This is a genomic window from Pseudomonas sp. ANT_H4, from assembly GCF_008369295.1.
Taxonomy (GTDB): domain Bacteria; phylum Pseudomonadota; class Gammaproteobacteria; order Pseudomonadales; family Pseudomonadaceae; genus Aquipseudomonas.
This window is the reverse complement of record NZ_VOBG01000016.1, coordinates 101,787-117,603: the sequence shown is the minus strand read 5'-3', so window position 1 is coordinate 117,603 and position 15,817 is coordinate 101,787. Positions and strand designations below refer to the sequence as shown.

The window sequence follows — 15,817 nt, the reverse complement described above, 5'->3', positions numbered from 1 at the left end:
AATACAGACTTATTCGGCATGGATAAGTCCTTGATACTCGATCCAACACTTAGCTCCTTTCACAAAGCCATGCAGGAGATGCTTTCCATGAACGTATTTATTACCGGTACTGCCGGCTTTATCGGTGGCTCCATTGCGACTGGCCTGGTCAAGGCCGGCCACCACGTAACGGGTCTGGTGCGCAGCGCCGAACAGGCTGAAGTAATGACTGCACTGGGCATCGCTCCGGTGATTGGTACCTTGGACGACAGTGCCCTGCTGACCGAGCAAGCGAGCAAAGCCGATGCCGTGATCAACGCCGCCAGCAGCGACCATCGCGGGGCCGTTGAAACCCTGATCAAGGCGCTATGCGGCTCCAACAAGCCGTTCCTGCACACCAGCGGTTCGAGCATCGTTGGCGATGCGTCCGGCGGCAAATCCAGTGATGTCATCTATTTTGAAGACAACTTGCCGGAACCGACCGCCGACAAGGCCGCTCGCGTGGCTATCGACAACTTGATCCTCGCTGCCGCCCAAGACGGCGTGAATTCGGCGGTGATCTGTAACACCCTGATCTACGGCCACAGCTTGGGGGTCAAGCGCGATAGCGTGCAATTGCCTCGCCTGCTGAAACAGGCGCGCAAAAGCGGCGTGGTACGCCATGTCGGCACCGGCCAAAACATCTGGTCCAACGTGCACATTGAAGACGTGGTCGCCCTGTACCTGCTGGCGCTGGAAAAAAACGTCCCCGGCACCTTCTACTTTGTCGAAAGCAGCGAAGCGGCCTTCGTCGACATGACTACCGCCATCGCCGAGGCGCTGAACCTGGGTAAACCACAGGATTGGCCACTGGCTGATGCCGAAGCCGAGTGGGGCTATGAAATGGCCAACTACGGCCTGGGCTCCAACAGCCGCGTGCGTGGCAAGCATGCCCGTGAACTGTTGGGTTGGGTGCCGAAGCGCACCAGCGTGGTGGAGTGGATTCGCAACGAGATGGTTTGATAGGTCCCTGTAAACACTAAACCTTGTGGCAGCCCTAACGCCGGTAAATTAAGGAAATGGAGCACCTGACATTACCTTGTGGCGAGCGGGCTTGTTATGGCAGGCCCGCTTGCCACAGGTCATTCGTCGACCCTGAAAACCTGGCCCCACCCCCTGCATTTGCGTACCATCCTAAGCCTTATTTTCGCTATTCCCCCGGTAACCCCATGAACCTCACCCGCCTGCGTGCCGACTCCCTGGCCGGCCTCACCACGTCTTTTGCCTTGCTGCCCGAGTGCATCGCCTTCGCCCTGGTGGCGCACCTCAACCCGCTGATGGGCCTTTATGGCGCGTTCATCATCTGTACCCTGACCGCGCTGTTCGGCGGTCGGCCAGGCATGGTCTCGGGCGCGGCGGGTTCGATGGCGGTGGTGATCGTCGCGTTGGTGGTGCAACACGGCGTGCAGTACTTGCTGGCCGCTGTATTGCTGGGCGGGCTGATCATGATCGCCTTTGGCCTGCTGCGCCTGGGCAAGCTGGTGCGCATGGTGCCGTACCCGGTGATGCTCGGTTTCGTCAATGGCCTGGCAATTATCATTGCGCTGGCGCAGTTGGAGCACTTCAAGAGCGGTGAAACCTGGCTCAGCGGCACGCCGTTGTACGTGATGACGGGGTTGGTGGCTGCGACGATGGCCATCGTCTACCTGCTGCCGCGCCTGACCCGCGTGGTACCGCCGGCGTTGGTGGCGATTCTAGGCGTGGGTCTTGCCGTGTACCTGCTGGGCCTGCCGACCCGCACGCTGGGCGACATGGCCCACATCGCCGGTGGCCTGCCCACGTTTGCCCTGCCGCAGATTCCCTGGACCCTGGAAACCCTGCAGATCATCGCCCCTTACGCGATCCTGATGGCCATGGTCGGCTTGCTGGAAACCCTGCTGACCCTCAACCTTACCGACGAAATTACCGAAACTCGAGGCTATCCGGACCGTGAAAGCGTGGCCCTGGGCGCGGCGAATATGGTCTCGGGCGTGTTCGGCGGCATGGGCGGCTGTGCGATGATCGGGCAAACCGTGATCAACCTCAGCTCCGGCGGGCGCGGGCGCTTCTCCGGGGTGTTTGCCGGGGTCATGATCCTTCTCTTTATCTTGTTCCTGTCACCGTTGATCGAGCGGATTCCGCTGGCGGCGCTGGTGGGGGTGATGTTCGTGGTGTCCCAGCAGACCTTCGCCTGGGCCTCCTTGCGGGTGATCAACAAGGTGCCACTCAATGACGTGCTGGTGATCATTGCGGTGACGGTGGTCACGGTGTTTACCGACCTGGCCACGGCGGTGCTGTGCGGCATTGTGATTGCGGCGCTGAACTTTGCCTGGCAACAAGCCCGTGAGCTGTACGCCGACGAGCATCTTGAAGCCGACGGTAGCAAGCTCTATCGCTTGCACGGCACGCTGTTCTTCGCCTCGACCACACCGTTCCTCAACCAGTTCGACCCGGCCAGCGACCCGGAACAGGTGACGCTGGATTGTCGCCACCTGAGCTTCGTCGACTACTCGGCCATCGCCGCGCTGATGACCTTGCGCGAGCGCTACACCAAGGCCGGCAAGCATTTACGGGTACTGCACTTGTCCGAACGCTGCAAAAAACTGCTCAAGCGTGCCCGCGTTCAGCACGACTAGCTAGAGCGACGGATCACTTCACGGGCCTACAAGGTTTTCCAGTTCCTGCGCGCGGGTCCGGGTCATGTCCAGCCAGCAGCTGGCACCGTTGACTTGGTCGATGGTGCCGCCGGTTGCCGAGCCTGCGAACCCGCAATTGGCATCCCGATATTTGATCCACAGGCGCTGCACATCCTGCAGCTTCTGTTTGCGATTGCCTTCCTGGGCTGCCATGGCTGTCTTGTAGGCGGTGTTCAGGCACGTGTCCTGCACCTTGGCTTCCTTGGTGTTGCAGTTGACCATGTCCGCGGTCGTATTCGCGCCATCCATGCATTTTTTCAACGCCGCACTGTCGGCGGCCGACGCGGTGCCGCACAAGGCCAGCAACAAGGCGCTGGCGGCGAAGGGGGCAAGCAGGGCTTTTCGATTCATTGTCGGTTTTTCCTGATCAGGATTCGGTCCTCTGTCTATGACCTGACACCGGCATTTGAGTTTCCAGCGTCCCTCTCAATCCTCATGTAAGAATGCACCTTCGATTTTCATTCTTTGTCTCTGGGCATATCTCAAAGCGACAGCGCTTATCTGTGGGCGAAACTTACTTTCATAAAAATTGAAAATAATCCTCGGTAATGATTTATGAATTTCACAACCTATTCGACGTGACCCTTTCCGAGGAGTACCGCATGGCCGCATCACCGGGCGTTTGGCTATTGGCATACGCAGCCATCGCCATCATTGCATTGATCGTGCTGATCGCACGCTACCGGCTCAACCCGTTTATCGTCATCACCCTGGTGTCCATCGGCCTGGCGCTGCTGGCCGGGATGCCGGCGGACACGATCATGGGCTCCTACGAGGCGGGCGTCGGCAAGACCTTGGGCCACATCGCCCTGGTGGTGGCGTTGGGCACCATGCTCGGCAAGATGATGGCCGAGTCCGGCGGCGCCGAGCAGGTGGCGCGCACGTTGATCGACCGCTTCGGCGAACGCAACGCCCACTGGGCGATGGTGTGCATTGCCTTCCTGGTTGGGCTGCCGCTGTTTTTCGAGGTCGGTTTTGTGTTGCTGGTGCCGATTGCTTTCACTGTAGCGCGGCGGGTAGGCGTTTCGATTTTGATGGTCGGCCTACCCATGGTTGCCGGCTTATCGGTGGTACATGCACTGGTTCCGCCCCATCCGGCGGCGATGATGGCGGTACTGGCCTACAACGCCTCGGTCGGGCAAACCGTGCTGTATGCGATCTTGATCGGCATCCCGACGGCGATCATTGCCGGCCCCGTCTACGCCAAGTTCATCGTGCCGCGCATTCACCTGCCGGCGGAAAATCCGCTGGAACGCCAGTTCATCGACCGCGAACCACGCACCCGGCTACCGAGCTTCTCGCTGACCATGGGCACCATCCTGTTGCCGGTGGTGTTGATGATGATCGGTGGCTGGGCCAACCTGATTTCCACCCCCGGCAGCGCCTTTAACCAGTTCCTGCTGTTTATCGGTAACTCGGTGATCGCGCTGCTGGTGGCGACCCTGGTGAGTTTTTGGACGTTGGGCCTGGCTCAGGGCTTCAGTCGCGAATCAATCCTCAAGTTCACCAACGAATGCCTGGCGCCGACCGCCAGCATCACCTTGCTGGTGGGGGCGGGCGGTGGCTTGAATCGGATTCTTATCGATGCCGGCGTCACCCATGAGATCCTTGGCCTGGCCCATGCTTTCAACCTGTCGCCACTGGTGATGGGTTGGTTGTTCGCTGCGTTGATGCGCATTGCTACCGGCTCGGCCACCGTGGCCATGACCACCGCCTCAGGCGTGGTGGCGCCCGTTGCCATGGGCCTGGGTTATCCACACCCGGAATTGCTGGTACTGGCCACCGGTGCCGGTTCGGTGATCTTTTCCCACGTCAACGACGGCGGCTTTTGGCTGGTCAAGGAATACTTCAATATGACGGTGATCCAGACCTTCAAGACCTGGACCGTGCTGGAGACCCTGATCTCGGTGGTCGCCTTCGGTCTGACTTACGGCCTGTCACTTTTGTTATGAGCATCATTCTGTAATTCGGAGCCCAATTGATGGACATCCTCTACCAGATCCGCGCCCGCCAGGATTCCTTCAGTGCCGGCGAAGGGCGTATCGCCAAGCTGATGCTCGACGATGTCGGCTTTGCCGCGTCCGCCAGCCTGGAAGAGTTGTCCCAAAGGGCTGAGGTCAGCACCGCCACTTTGTCGCGGTTTGCCCGCAGCGTCGGTTGCCGTGACTTGCGTGACCTGCGCCTGCAACTGGCCCAGGCCAGCGGCGTCGGCAGCCGATTTCTCGACCCGGCGGGCTTGCCCGAACAGTCGGCGTTTTACCGGCAGATCCTCGGCGATATCGAGGTGACCTTGCGTCAGCACTTGTCCGGCTTCAATCAACGTTGTTTTGTCGATGCCGTGAGCCTGCTGGGCAAGGTGCGGATGATCCATGCGTTTGGCATGGGCGGCCCGTCGAGCTTGTGCAGCGACGAGTTGCAAGTACGCCTGGTGCGGCTGGGGTACCCCATTGCAGCCAGTCACGACCCGGTGATGATGCGCGTGACCGCCGCCACGCTGGGCCCGGAACACGCGCTGATCGTCTGCTCGCTGACCGGCCTCACCCCGGAGTTGCTGAGCGTGGTGGAGCTGGCCCGTAACTACGGCGCCCACATTATCGCCATCACCCTGCCTGATTCACCGCTGGCGCAGTTGGCCGATGTGCTGCTACCGCTGCAACCGGCGGAAACCAGTTTTATCTACAAGCCAACGGCGGCGCGCTACGGAATGCTGTTGGCCATCGACGTGCTCGCCACCGAGCTGGCCCTGGCCATGCCGGACGACAACCAGGAACGCCTGCGACGGATCAAGCTGGCCCTGGACGATTATCGCGGCGGCGCTGATTGCCTGCCGCTTGGAGACTGAAATGAAGTACGACACGCTGATCCGCAACGCCCTGATCATTGATGGCAGCAATACGCCGGGTTATGTCGCCGATGTGGCCCTGCGCGAGGGGCGCATCGAAAAGATCGGCGATTTGTCGGCAGCCCATGCCGAGCATGAAATCGACGCCACTGGCCGGGTGCTGGCGCCGGGGTTTATCGACGTCCATACCCACGACGATACGGTGGTGATCCGCCAGCCACAGATGCTGCCCAAACTCAGTCAGGGCGTGACCACGGTGATCGTCGGCAACTGCGGCATCAGCGCATCGCCGGTCAGCTTGCGCGGCGATCCGCCAGACCCGATGAACCTGCTGGGCAAGCGCGACGCGTTCGTCTACCAGCATTTTGCCGACTACCGCGCAACGGTGGAAAACGCCCACCCGGCCGTCAACGTCGCCGCGTTGATCGGTCATACGGCGCTACGCAGCAACCATATGGATGACCTGCATCGCACCGCCACGCCCACTGAAATCGCCGCGATGCGTGAACAGTTGCAGGAAAGCCTGGAGGCCGGCGCCCTTGGCTTGTCCACAGGCCTGGCCTACGCCAGCGCCTTCAGCGCCGAGACCGACGAAGTGCTGCAACTGAGCGAAGAACTGACCGCGTTCGGCGCGGTGTACACCACCCATTTACGCAGTGAATTCGAGCCGGTGCTGGAGGCGATGGACGAGGCGTTTCTGATTGGCCGTCACGCCAAGGTGCCGGTGATCATCTCTCATCTCAAATGCGCCGGTGCCGGCAATTGGGGGCGCAGTCCGCTGTTGTTAGCGTCCCTGGAACAGGCGGCCAAGACCCATCCGGTGGGCTGCGATTGTTATCCCTATGCCGCCAGCTCTTCGACCCTGGACCTCAAGCAAGTCACCGATGCCTTTCGTATCACCATCACGTGGTCGACGCCGCACCCGGACATGGGCGGGCGCGATTTACAGGACATCGCAGCCGACTGGGCGGTGCCGCTGATGGAGGCAGCACGGCGCCTGCAACCGGCGGGGGCGGTGTATTACGGGATGGACGAGACGGATGTACAGCGCATCCTCGCTCATCCGCTATCGATGATTGGCTCGGATGGCTTGCCGGAAGATCCGTTTCCCCATCCGCGTTTGTGGGGGGCGTTTCCACGGGTGCTCGGGCATTTCAGTCGTGATCTGGGTTTGTTCCCGCTGCATACCGCCGTACACAAGATGACCGGGTTGTCGGCAGCGCGGTTTGGCCTGGCCGGGCGCGGTGAGGTTCGCGAAGGGCACTGGGCGGATTTGGTGTTGTTTGACCCGTTACGGGTGCGCGACGTAGCGGACTTCAAGGAGCCTCAACGCGCGGCGGAAGGGATTGACAGGGTGTGGGTCAACGGCGTGTTGAGCTACAGCGACGGGCAGGCAAACGGGCAGCGGCCGGGGCGGTTTTTGGCGCGTAGCGGGGATTTGCACTTGGGGTTTGCTGCTCTATAGTGGCGGCTCTTAAACAGGGAGTCAGCGCTATGCACTTAGGAAAAGTTACCCCTATCCTGCGAATCTTCGACGAGGCCAGGGCCGTTGAGTTCTACGTCGATTTCCTCGGGTTCAAGATCGATTGGCAGCACCGCTTCGAAGCGAATTTTCCGCTGTACCTGCAAGTGTCGCTGGGAGATTGCGTGTTGCACTTGTCCGAGCACCATGGCGATGGTTCGCCAGGTGTCGGGGTGCGGATTCAGGCGCAGGGGCTGGAGGCGTATCAGCAGCAATTGCTGGCCAAGGACTACCGCTATGCCAAGCCAGAAATTGAAGAGACGCCTTGGGGTACGCGGGAGATGACCCTCCGTGACCCGTCCGGCAATCGGTTGGTGTTTGTCGAAGAAATTTAAGGCTGACGCATACTCTGTGGCGAGGGGGCAAGCCCCTCGCCAGAGTTGAGCGTGCTACACCCGAAAGTGACTAACCATCTGCTGCAACTGCCCGCCCAATCGCGCCAGTTCCACGCTGGACTTGGCCGTCTCATCACTGGCCGCTGCGGTCTGTTCCGACACATCACGCACGTTGACGATACTGCGGCTGATCTCTTCAGCTACGGCGGTTTGCTGTTCGGCAGCGGCGGCGATCTGCTGGTTCATCGACTGGATGTTCGACACCGTACGGGTGATGTTTTCCAGTGACACACCGGCCTTGCGGGTCAGCTCGACGCTGCTGTCGGTAAGGTTGCGGCTGTTGTTCATCACAGTGGCCACTTGCTGGGTGCCGTTCTGCAAACCGGCTACCAGGCCTTCGATTTCTTCAGTGGATTTTTGCGTGCGCTGGGCCAGGCCACGTACTTCGTCGGCGACCACGGCAAAACCGCGACCGGCTTCACCGGCACGGGCGGCTTCGATGGCGGCGTTGAGGGCCAGCAGGTTGGTCTGTTCGGCCACGGCCTTGATCACGTCCATCACGCTGCCGATTTTGTTGCTCTCTTGTTGCAGGTGCGCCATGGCGTCGGTGGAACGAGCCACTTCGGCAGCCAGGCGTTCGATTTGGGCGATGGCTTCAGCCACCACTTTGTCGCCTTCACGAGCCTGGCCGTCAGCATCCGAGGCGGCCTGGGACGCTTGTTCGGCATTGCGCGCGACTTCCTGCACGGTGGCGGTCATCTCGTGCATGGCGGTGGCCACTTGATCGGTCTCGATCTTCTGGCTGTTGACCCCGGCGCTGGTCTGCTCGGTCACGGCCGACAGCTCTTCGGCGGCGCTGGCGATCTGGGTGACGCCGTCGCGGATACCCGCGATCAATTCGCGCAAGGTGGTGCCCATGCGCTGGATGCCTTGTTGCAGAACTCCCAGTTCATCACGGCGAGTCACTGCAATGTTATGGCTCAGGTCGCCGGAAGCGATGCGTTCCACTACGGCCAGGGTCTCGCGCAGTGGGCGGGTGATCTGGCGGGTGATGATTAGGGCGGCGATGATGCCAACGAGCAGTGCCAATAGGGTGCTGATCAGTTGCAGGCTGCGGGCCTGGGCACTTTCCACGTCGCGGCGTTGCAGCTGGATATCGTACAGAGCGTCGCTGCGGGCGAGAATGTCTGCACCCTGGACGGTCATCTCCTGGCGGGCGAGGACGATATTGGCGTTGGCAGACTTGTAGGTTTGCATCGCGCTGCGATAGGCACCGAGGGCTGTTTCCAGTGCGGCCAGCTCGGTTTGTTGGCTAGTGCCGAATATCGTGCTCAGCTCTTTCGAACCTTTGATTGCAGCCTCGATTTGCGCAGCGGCGCGGGCTTCGGTGTCCGGGTTGGTGTTGCCGGTGTAGCCGCGCACTTCATAGCGGGCCACTTGAAACTGTTCCTTGGCGTGGTTGACGGCATCGAACTCGGCGAAGCGTTCAGGGCTTTCCGGCATCTGGCGCATGTTGCGGTCCAGGGTGGTAATTAGCGCGCCCGCTGCGTCAGCCCGGTCGCCCATGGTTTGGCGAGCTGCGTTGCCAGCACGGTAGGCCTCGCGCATTTTGTTCAGGGACTGCTGGTAGGCGGTGATGATGCTTTTCTGCTCGTTGAGCAGCTTGAGGTTTTCCGGGCTCTTGAAACTGTTCAGAAGTTTTTGCTGCTGGGCGACAAAGCCGTCGAGGCTGGTCTGCACGTTTTGTGCCACGGTTTCGTCGCCGTTGGCCAGCATATATTGCAGGCGGACGATGCGCAGTTTGGTCAGCGAAGCATTGAGCTGGGTGATGTCGCTCATCCAGTTGCTACGGTCAATCAGGCCACTGAGGCTGGTCCAGCCGGTGAGGGCCAGGATCGAAGTCAGGACCAGTACCAAGCCGAAGCCCAGTCCCAGTTTCAGGTTGACGCTGATGTTACCGAACCACTGGTTCATCGAATTCCTCCAGGAACAGATTACGTGTACGACAGTTGCTGGAAGTTCGCCCAGCCCATAGTTAGTCAGGAGGTATCGGCAGCCAGGGCCAGAGCTGAAACGGTTTTTACAAGAAGGCATGATGCGCGGATGGGAGGCCATTAAAGGCAAGCGCTCCGAGAGGGCGCTTGAGGGGCGGTCAGAGGTCGGCTGCGGCGCTCGCAGGAAGAATCGTCAGGATCAATCGCGACGCAAAATCCCGGCTCAGATGTACCCGGTTGTGGGCCAGTTGTGGGCGCCGAGCTACGCAAGGCGACGTACCGTTCGACCTATGCCAGCGACCGGGATAACTATCGGGTCTATCTGACTTACGATTTGGCGTTGTGGTAGGCGTTCTGACTGATCACTGCTCGACAAAGTAGTAACGCTGTCGGTTCACCGCCATCTCCTTGACTACCGTCACCGGCGCCGTCAGTTGATCGGTGCGATCCAGCATCGCCACGTTGCCCGGCTTGGCTGCGAGGAACGTTCGCAGCTCAGGCTCCGACTGCACAATTGTCAGATACGCCTGGGTATAGAACACCGTGGCTCCGGCGATTCGTTCGTTCGGTTGATACAACACCACCTGCTTGCCCTCGGCTTGCAGCGCCTGGATCTGGCTGACCAGCGGCACGAACGATTGGCGCACATCGGCCTTGGGCGCAAACCAGCACGCGGCGACCAGGTAGCTGGCAATCACCAGGGCAAAAAAGCTGCTGATCAGGCCGCGCCGATGGTCATAAAAGTGCTCGGCGAAATTCGATGTGCGTGCGCGGTGTTTCAACCAGTCCAGTAGTACGCCAGCGTACTCCGCTGCCAGCACGGCGGCGGCCGGCGTCAGTGACATCAGGTACACCGTACGCTTGCTCGATGCCAGGGTCAGCAGGGTGAATTGCGCCACCAGCCACACGCAGAAGAACAGTCGATAACGATTGCGTGCCAGGCTTTTGCGAAAGTGCCACAGCCCCAGGTACACCAGGATGTTCCACGGCAGGAACGCCTCGGGCAATTTGACGAGGTAATAGTAGAAGGGCTCGTAATGCCCGGCTTCGACAAACGAGCCACTGAAGCGTCCGACGCTGTTGGTCCACAGCACCGCACCGACCGCCTGCATCCCGTCGCGTTGAAACAGAAAGCCCAGCCAGATCAGCAACGGTACCAACGCTAATAATGTGAACAGCCCCGGCCGCAGCCAGTCGCCGATCCGTAGGCGCTTGTCCAACAGGCTGGTGCAGGCCAGGTAGACGAAGATCACGATGCCCGGCATCGCGAGGCCCAGCACGCCTTTGCTCAAGGTGGCGATCACCATTCCCAGCGTAAACAGGCCCCACATGGCGGATGATTGTTTCGCCTCGGGGCGGGTCGCCTGGTAAAACGCCAGCAGTGCCATGGTCACGCCCAGGCTGAGCAATGCGTCTTCACCGACACCGCGTACGTTGCTCCAGTAACTGGCCATGGTCGCCAGCATCAGGGCCGCGACGAATGCCAGGGTCTTTGGCCTCCCGAACTTGCGCAGCATGCCGTACAGCAGCATCACACTGAACAACCCGGCAAGCGCCGAGGCCAGCCGCACCGCCCAAGTGCTGGCGCCAAACAGGCGAATCGCACCCGCGTCGAGCCACAGGCTCAAGGGCGGTTTTTCCAGGAAAGGCTCACCAAACAGTCGCGGCACTACCCAGTCGTTATCCAGGTGCATGGCCATGGCGATCCCGGCCACCCGGGCCTCGGTCGAGCCTTGCAACTCGTGATTGCCAAGGGCAAAAAAGAACAACAGACAGCCAAGTAGAAGCAGCAGAGGAGCAGGACGCGTCATGGGTTCTGGCTACCGGGGCAGGGGAGCGTTCGGGGGAACGTTCCAGGCAATCGGCGAGTATACGAGGGCGATTCTTAACGAATCGTGAATGAGTGAGGGGTTTTTGTAAGGCTAGCCTGCTAATGCCGGCAAGTTAAGAAAATGGAGCGCCTAAGATTACCCTGTGGCGAGCGGGCTTATTGCAGTGAGTGGACTTGATTGTGGCGAGCGGGCTTGCCCGCGTTGGGGCGCGCAGCGGCCCTAAAACCATCGACTGCGGTCTTTCTGACAGATCGCAGTGACCGGCCAGGGAGTGCTCCGCACTCCACGCGGGCAAGCCCGCTCGCCACAGGTACCAGCACTCACAAAAAGAGGTGTCGATGCCTATACAGCGATGGGTTCAGCTCGGTCTCCCACCTTTGACCGAGCCCGACTGGACGTCACCGATCAATGTGGAGACTGGCTTCCCAGCGATGTTTCTCTTTCATAGATGAACGGGAACATTTAGTAAGTCATCCGCATATCGTGGTTCAGACGATACTCTGGACTGATGATGACCGAGGTCATATTCCCCTTTCAGCAATCTGCTAAGGTCTAAAGCCCCTGAAACTTCCACGGAAGGCTAGATTTCAGTCCCCATGACAACGGATTGATGATCGGAGCATTCACGTTGAAGAGCTGGCACTGTATCGTCGGTATATTGCTAATCACCACCCTTACTCTGCTGATTGATGTCCCTGTCGATACCTGGCTGACCTCGGCGACCCTGAGCCTGGTCCTCGGTACTACAGCGTTGGTTTATATGGCAGCGTCCTGCCTATTGGCCAGTCGCTGGCGTGTGGTCGAGAGCCTATTTGGCGGCCTGGACCGGGTCTATGATTCGCATAAGTGGCTGGGAATTTGGGCCCTGGTATTCGCCACGTATCACTTTGTGTTCAAGGCCAACCTGGACGTCTGGAACAGCGTACCTATTCTGGAGCTCCCCAAGTACTGGACGCGACTGGTACGCCAACTGAGCTACGTCACCTTGGGCCTGATTGTGCTGCTCGCCTTAAACCGTAAGATCCCGTACAGCCTTTGGCGCTGGTGGCACAAGCTGTCCGGCCCGCTGTTTCTGATCGTAATTTTGCATTGGCTGAGCTTCAAGTCACCCATCACCCTGGCCAGCCCTTCAGGCATTTGGTTGATGCTGTTCTGCGGGCTGGGTGTGGTGGCAGCACTCTATAAACTGATGCTCTATCCATTTGTCGCCCGTGCTGGGGAATACCGAGTTACGGCAGTTTCCAGCGACAAGGGCGCGCTACATTTGACACTGGCAGCCGTGCATAAAGGGTTTCCCTTCAAGGCCGGGCAGTTCGCTTTTCTGGCGATGAAGCAAAAGGGTCTGCGTGAGCCGCACCCGTTCACCATTGCCAGCGCCTATGGGGAAAATGGGCAAATTGAGTTCGTGATCAGGGCCCTGGGGGATTACACCCAAAAGCTGCGCGAGCAGGTCAAAATTGGCATGCTCGCGGATATCTACGCCCCTTATGGACGCTTTAAACGCCAGCCCCAGGCCGAACGAGAAATCTGGATTGGCGCAGGTGTGGGTATTTCACCTTTTATTTCCTGGTTGCAAGACCCGGGCGGCCAAGACTTCGACAAAGCCACCTTGGTCTATTGCTTCAACCCCTCACGCGCCTTCCCGCCCGCCGAACAGTTACAAGCCATGGCCGAGGTACGTGGAGTGCAGTTCGTAGGCAATGTCGGTGGCGTCGATCAGTTGGCCGAAACCCTGCGTCAGGCAGTAGCCCAGACCGAACCCCACAAGGTTCAGGTCAGTTTCTGTGGTCCCAAGGGGTTACTGGCTCAGGTTCGTGAACTGATGCGGGCCATCCAGATTCCGGAAGCCAACCTGCACATCGAACTCTTCGAGTTCCGTTGAGCCGGCGGGCTGCCGTTTACTGAGTTGACCCTGGTTTTGTCACCCGCCTCAACATGGCGCCCGAGCAGCAATGGCAGTCCGCCATCGCCACGTCCGGGGACTACCGACACTGGGTCGATGTGAGGGGCAGTCCTATGCCCACACCATGAACCTGGCCACCAGTGCACCGTTCAACCTGCTTGCGGCCGTCACCGTGGTGGTGGCCTCGTGCATGCATCGCCGATGCTTGGGCCACGGCGCTGATGGTGCTGGTCGAAGTTGAAGGCCCACGCCTGGCGCAGGAGCGCATGACTGCGCGAGCTAGGTTGTTCATTTCCTATCCGCACGAGCTACATATATATCCTTATCCCATAACTCGCCTCGGCGTTAGAACTCAAGGCAGGAGCCGTATGCGGTAATTGCGCACGTACGGATCTGTGCGGGTGGGGGGAAAGTGACTGCCATTCCTGCCGCGACCAAAGGTCTGTCAGTGTCTTGCGTTATTCATACGGGTAACGGAAGACACAACTAGTCAGAGACTTGATCCTTGTCATATTTGTGAGCGTATTCAGGTTTATATTGTACGTGTTTGCCAAGCAACCCAATTTGCCACGCAATCCACGAAGTCCCAGAAAAAGCGGAGTATTATTATGAGTGGCTATAACGCAGTATTGGCAAGAAATACGAAAAATGCTGCAAGAAGTATAGGTCCATATTCACAAACTGTAGCGTTCTCTCATTATAACAATCTGTCAGCTCAATTGCCGATCGACCCAAAATCTGGAAAATTGGTAGCTGGCGGTGTAAAAGAGCAGGCGCTGCAATGCTTTGAAAATATCAAGGCAATTCTAGAAAGTATCGACCATGTTATGGATGATATTGTTAAAGTCAGCATATTTCTTAAAAATATTTCAGATGCTGACACTGTAAATAAAGTTTATGCAGCATTTTTTTCTGGCTATGTTCCTGTACTGACGACCGTCGCAGTTTCAGCTTTACCTATGGATGCCTTGGTGCAAGTTGAAGTGCTTGTGTCGAACGGCGAGGGTACCATTCCAAACGCGCCACAGGCAGGCGATCTAATAAAGACTACAAAGAATACGGAAAACGCACCAGTAAGCTCTCTGTCTACGCAAGCTGTAGCTTTCTCTCATTATAATAATCTGTCAGCCCAATTACCTATCGACCCAAAATCTGGGAAATTGGTAGCGGGTGGTGTGAAAGAACAGGCAGGTCAGTGCCTGAAGAATGTCAAGGCAATTTTAGAAAGTATCGACGTTCCTTTTGATGATATTGTTAAAGTAAGTATTTACCTTAAAGATCTCTCGGATATTGAAGCTGTAAACGAAGTTTATACAACATTTTTCCCAGACTCAGCTATCGCTAGGACCGTAGCCTATGTTCCTGCACGGACGGCAGTTGCAGTTTCAGCTTTGCCTATGGATGCTTTGGTGCAAATCGAAGTAGTAGTGTCACACGGAGATGGCACACCACCGCAAATTGTTGAAGATAGACATGGCCTCGTCATCAGGGCAAACAATACAGAAGACGCACCAAAAAGCGCTCTATCTACACAAACAGTAGCTTTTTCTCATTACAACCATCTTTCAGCTCAATTGCCTGTAGACCCAAAAACGGGTGAAGTGGTTGGCGGTGGTGTAAAAGAGCAGGCTGGGCAGTGCTTGAAAAATATCAAGGCAATTGTGGAAAGTATCAGCCACGTTATGGGTGATGTGGTTAAGATAAATATCTTCCTCAAAAATATCGAAGATATTGACGCTGTAGATGAGGTTTACACGACATTCTTCCCAGGCGGTATTCCTGCACGAAGAACAGTGGGTGTATCTGCTTTACTTCAAGATGCTTTGGTCCAAATCGAAGCGGTTTTGTCACACGCTGAAGGCACGCCTCCAAACGCATAACAGACATTTATTTGTCAGCGCAGAAACCGTCATGATTGCTTATTAGTGTCGGCGGTTAATGCGAGATCGCATGTAAGATTATAAAAGGAAACTGGAAGTGGTGTTCGGTTTCCTTTTTTAATAGTGCGAGGATGGTACTAAATGGTACATCTAAAACTAAATCCCCCGTTTTTCTAGAAGCGGGAACTGTCCATTGCAGGTCGGAAGCAGTCCTCTGCGAGCGTCCGCTTCTGGCCGTTTTCTGCCTCATGCGATGGGTTGCTATGGGTCCAGATTGTGTGAAAACGCATGCTCCGTTTTGCAGTCTGCGTGGCTAACCGTTTGATGAAGGCACTGTCGGCGTAGAAAAGGCTGAATTTTGCCCATCCGAGAGGCTGTAAAACAGCGTTGACGTGTTCTAGGTCGCTACCTGCGAAATTGCATCTCACTTGAGCACTCAATTGCATTGCCACGGACCAGTCGTTTGCATTCGCGCTGACCGGTCATTTGCATTCGACTTGACCACCCCGCCGGTTGGCGGAGTGGTCGGCGGTCTTTAGCTTTTCCTACTCTTGAGTTTGCGCATTGATTCGCCCTTTAGCGGAATCACATGCGCCTTGTGAACGATTCGGTCCAACACCGCATCGGCAATCGTCGGATCCGTGAAAAGGTCGTACCATTTTTCATTGGGGTACTGGCTGGTGATCAGCTAGGAGCCATTGCATGACTGCTGATCGATGACATCTCGAAGGAAGTGGCCGAGCGGGCGTTCGCCGAAGAAACATTCTGAACAAACGAAAGTTCTTATGCAGTTTAGGATGTTTCCTACATCTATTC

Annotated in this window: 11 protein-coding genes and 3 pseudogenes; 9 read left to right on the top strand and 5 right to left on the bottom strand. The window is 57.9% G+C overall.

Annotated features, from left to right (window positions below; all coding sequences use genetic code 11):
* Positions 1-87: 87 nt before the first annotated feature.
* Together FQ182_RS19955 and FQ182_RS19950 are read left to right on the top strand one after the other, a co-directional pair.
* Positions 88-981, top strand: coding sequence for an NAD-dependent epimerase/dehydratase family protein (locus FQ182_RS19955; protein WP_149413266.1), 894 nt, complete (start codon positions 88-90; stop codon positions 979-981).
* 206 nt (positions 982-1,187) lie between these two features.
* Entirely contained in the window at positions 1,188-2,633 is a 1,446-nt protein-coding gene (locus FQ182_RS19950) for a SulP family inorganic anion transporter (RefSeq protein WP_149413265.1), read from the top strand.
* Between the two features lie 18 nt (positions 2,634-2,651).
* On the opposite strand, the gene FQ182_RS19945 is transcribed toward FQ182_RS19950, so the two are convergent.
* Positions 2,652-3,044: a lysozyme inhibitor LprI family protein gene (locus FQ182_RS19945; protein WP_149413264.1), complete on the bottom strand. Its 393-nt coding sequence runs from the start codon at positions 3,042-3,044 to the stop codon at positions 2,652-2,654.
* Between the two features lie 197 nt (positions 3,045-3,241).
* Between FQ182_RS19945 and FQ182_RS19940 the strand changes: the two genes are divergently transcribed.
* The 4 genes from FQ182_RS19940 to FQ182_RS19925 are packed head-to-tail and all read left to right on the top strand — an operon-like array spanning position 3,242 to position 7,392.
* The gene (locus FQ182_RS19940) at positions 3,242-4,645 is read left to right on the top strand and encodes a gluconate:H+ symporter (RefSeq protein ID WP_178114490.1); all 1,404 of its coding nucleotides are present in this window, start codon (positions 3,242-3,244) and stop codon (positions 4,643-4,645) included.
* Positions 4,646-4,674: 29 nt separating this feature from the next.
* Complete coding sequence (locus tag FQ182_RS19935) at positions 4,675-5,535, top strand: MurR/RpiR family transcriptional regulator (protein ID WP_149413262.1); 861 nt, start codon at positions 4,675-4,677, stop codon at positions 5,533-5,535.
* 1 nt (position 5,536) lies between these two features.
* Positions 5,537-7,000, top strand: a complete 1,464-nt coding sequence (locus tag FQ182_RS19930) for an amidohydrolase family protein (RefSeq protein WP_149413261.1) — start codon at positions 5,537-5,539, stop codon at positions 6,998-7,000.
* Positions 7,000-7,392, top strand: a complete 393-nt coding sequence (locus FQ182_RS19925; RefSeq protein WP_256666211.1) for a glyoxalase superfamily protein — start codon at positions 7,000-7,002, stop codon at positions 7,390-7,392. Before FQ182_RS19930 ends, FQ182_RS19925 begins: the two co-directional genes overlap by 1 nt.
* A 54-nt stretch (positions 7,393-7,446) precedes the next feature.
* Here the strand turns inward: FQ182_RS19925 and FQ182_RS31020 are convergent.
* From FQ182_RS31020 to FQ182_RS19915, 3 genes and pseudogenes are all read right to left on the bottom strand, one after another.
* Positions 7,447-8,043: pseudogene (locus FQ182_RS31020) on the bottom strand (methyl-accepting chemotaxis protein); the annotation flags it as partial.
* 258 nt (positions 8,044-8,301) lie between these two features.
* Positions 8,302-9,366, bottom strand: a pseudogene (locus tag FQ182_RS31015) (methyl-accepting chemotaxis protein); the annotation flags it as partial.
* A 382-nt stretch (positions 9,367-9,748) separates the two neighbouring features.
* The gene (locus tag FQ182_RS19915; protein WP_149413258.1) at positions 9,749-11,197 is read right to left on the bottom strand and encodes a glycosyltransferase family 39 protein; all 1,449 of its coding nucleotides are present in this window, start codon (positions 11,195-11,197) and stop codon (positions 9,749-9,751) included.
* A gap of 649 nt (positions 11,198-11,846) precedes the next feature.
* Between FQ182_RS19915 and FQ182_RS19910 the strand changes: the two genes are divergently transcribed.
* From FQ182_RS19910 to FQ182_RS19900, 3 genes and pseudogenes are all read left to right on the top strand, one after another.
* Positions 11,847-13,100, top strand: a complete 1,254-nt coding sequence (locus FQ182_RS19910; protein ID WP_149413281.1) for a ferric reductase-like transmembrane domain-containing protein — start codon at positions 11,847-11,849, stop codon at positions 13,098-13,100.
* 77 nt (positions 13,101-13,177) lie between these two features.
* Positions 13,178-13,387, top strand: a pseudogene (locus FQ182_RS30395) (FAD:protein FMN transferase); the annotation flags it as partial.
* Positions 13,388-13,729: 342 nt separating this feature from the next.
* Positions 13,730-15,001 (top strand): Rid family detoxifying hydrolase, encoded by a 1,272-nt coding sequence (locus FQ182_RS19900; protein ID WP_149413257.1) that lies wholly within the window; start codon positions 13,730-13,732, stop codon positions 14,999-15,001.
* A 535-nt stretch (positions 15,002-15,536) separates the two neighbouring features.
* On the opposite strand, the gene FQ182_RS19895 is transcribed toward FQ182_RS19900, so the two are convergent.
* Positions 15,537-15,686 (bottom strand): ATP-binding protein, encoded by a 150-nt coding sequence (locus FQ182_RS19895; RefSeq protein WP_371923897.1) that lies wholly within the window; start codon positions 15,684-15,686, stop codon positions 15,537-15,539.
* Between the last annotated feature and the right edge of the window lie 131 nt (positions 15,687-15,817).

Bases quoted from the DNA above. Each gene is read 5' to 3' on its own strand.
- FQ182_RS19955 (WP_149413266.1), top strand. From the start codon at position 88: ATGAACGTATTTATTACCGGTACTGCCGGCTTTATCGGTGGCTCCATT.
- FQ182_RS19950 (WP_149413265.1), top strand. From the start codon at position 1,188: ATGAACCTCACCCGCCTGCGTGCCGACTCCCTGGCCGGCCTCACCACG.
- FQ182_RS19945 (WP_149413264.1), bottom strand. From the start codon at position 3,044: ATGAATCGAAAAGCCCTGCTTGCCCCCTTCGCCGCCAGCGCCTTGTTG.
- FQ182_RS19940 (WP_178114490.1), top strand. From the start codon at position 3,242: ATGATTTATGAATTTCACAACCTATTCGACGTGACCCTTTCCGAGGAG.
- FQ182_RS19935 (WP_149413262.1), top strand. From the start codon at position 4,675: ATGGACATCCTCTACCAGATCCGCGCCCGCCAGGATTCCTTCAGTGCC.
- FQ182_RS19930 (WP_149413261.1), top strand. From the start codon at position 5,537: ATGAAGTACGACACGCTGATCCGCAACGCCCTGATCATTGATGGCAGC.
- FQ182_RS19915 (WP_149413258.1), bottom strand. From the start codon at position 11,197: ATGACGCGTCCTGCTCCTCTGCTGCTTCTACTTGGCTGTCTGTTGTTC.
- FQ182_RS19900 (WP_149413257.1), top strand. From the start codon at position 13,730: ATGAGTGGCTATAACGCAGTATTGGCAAGAAATACGAAAAATGCTGCA.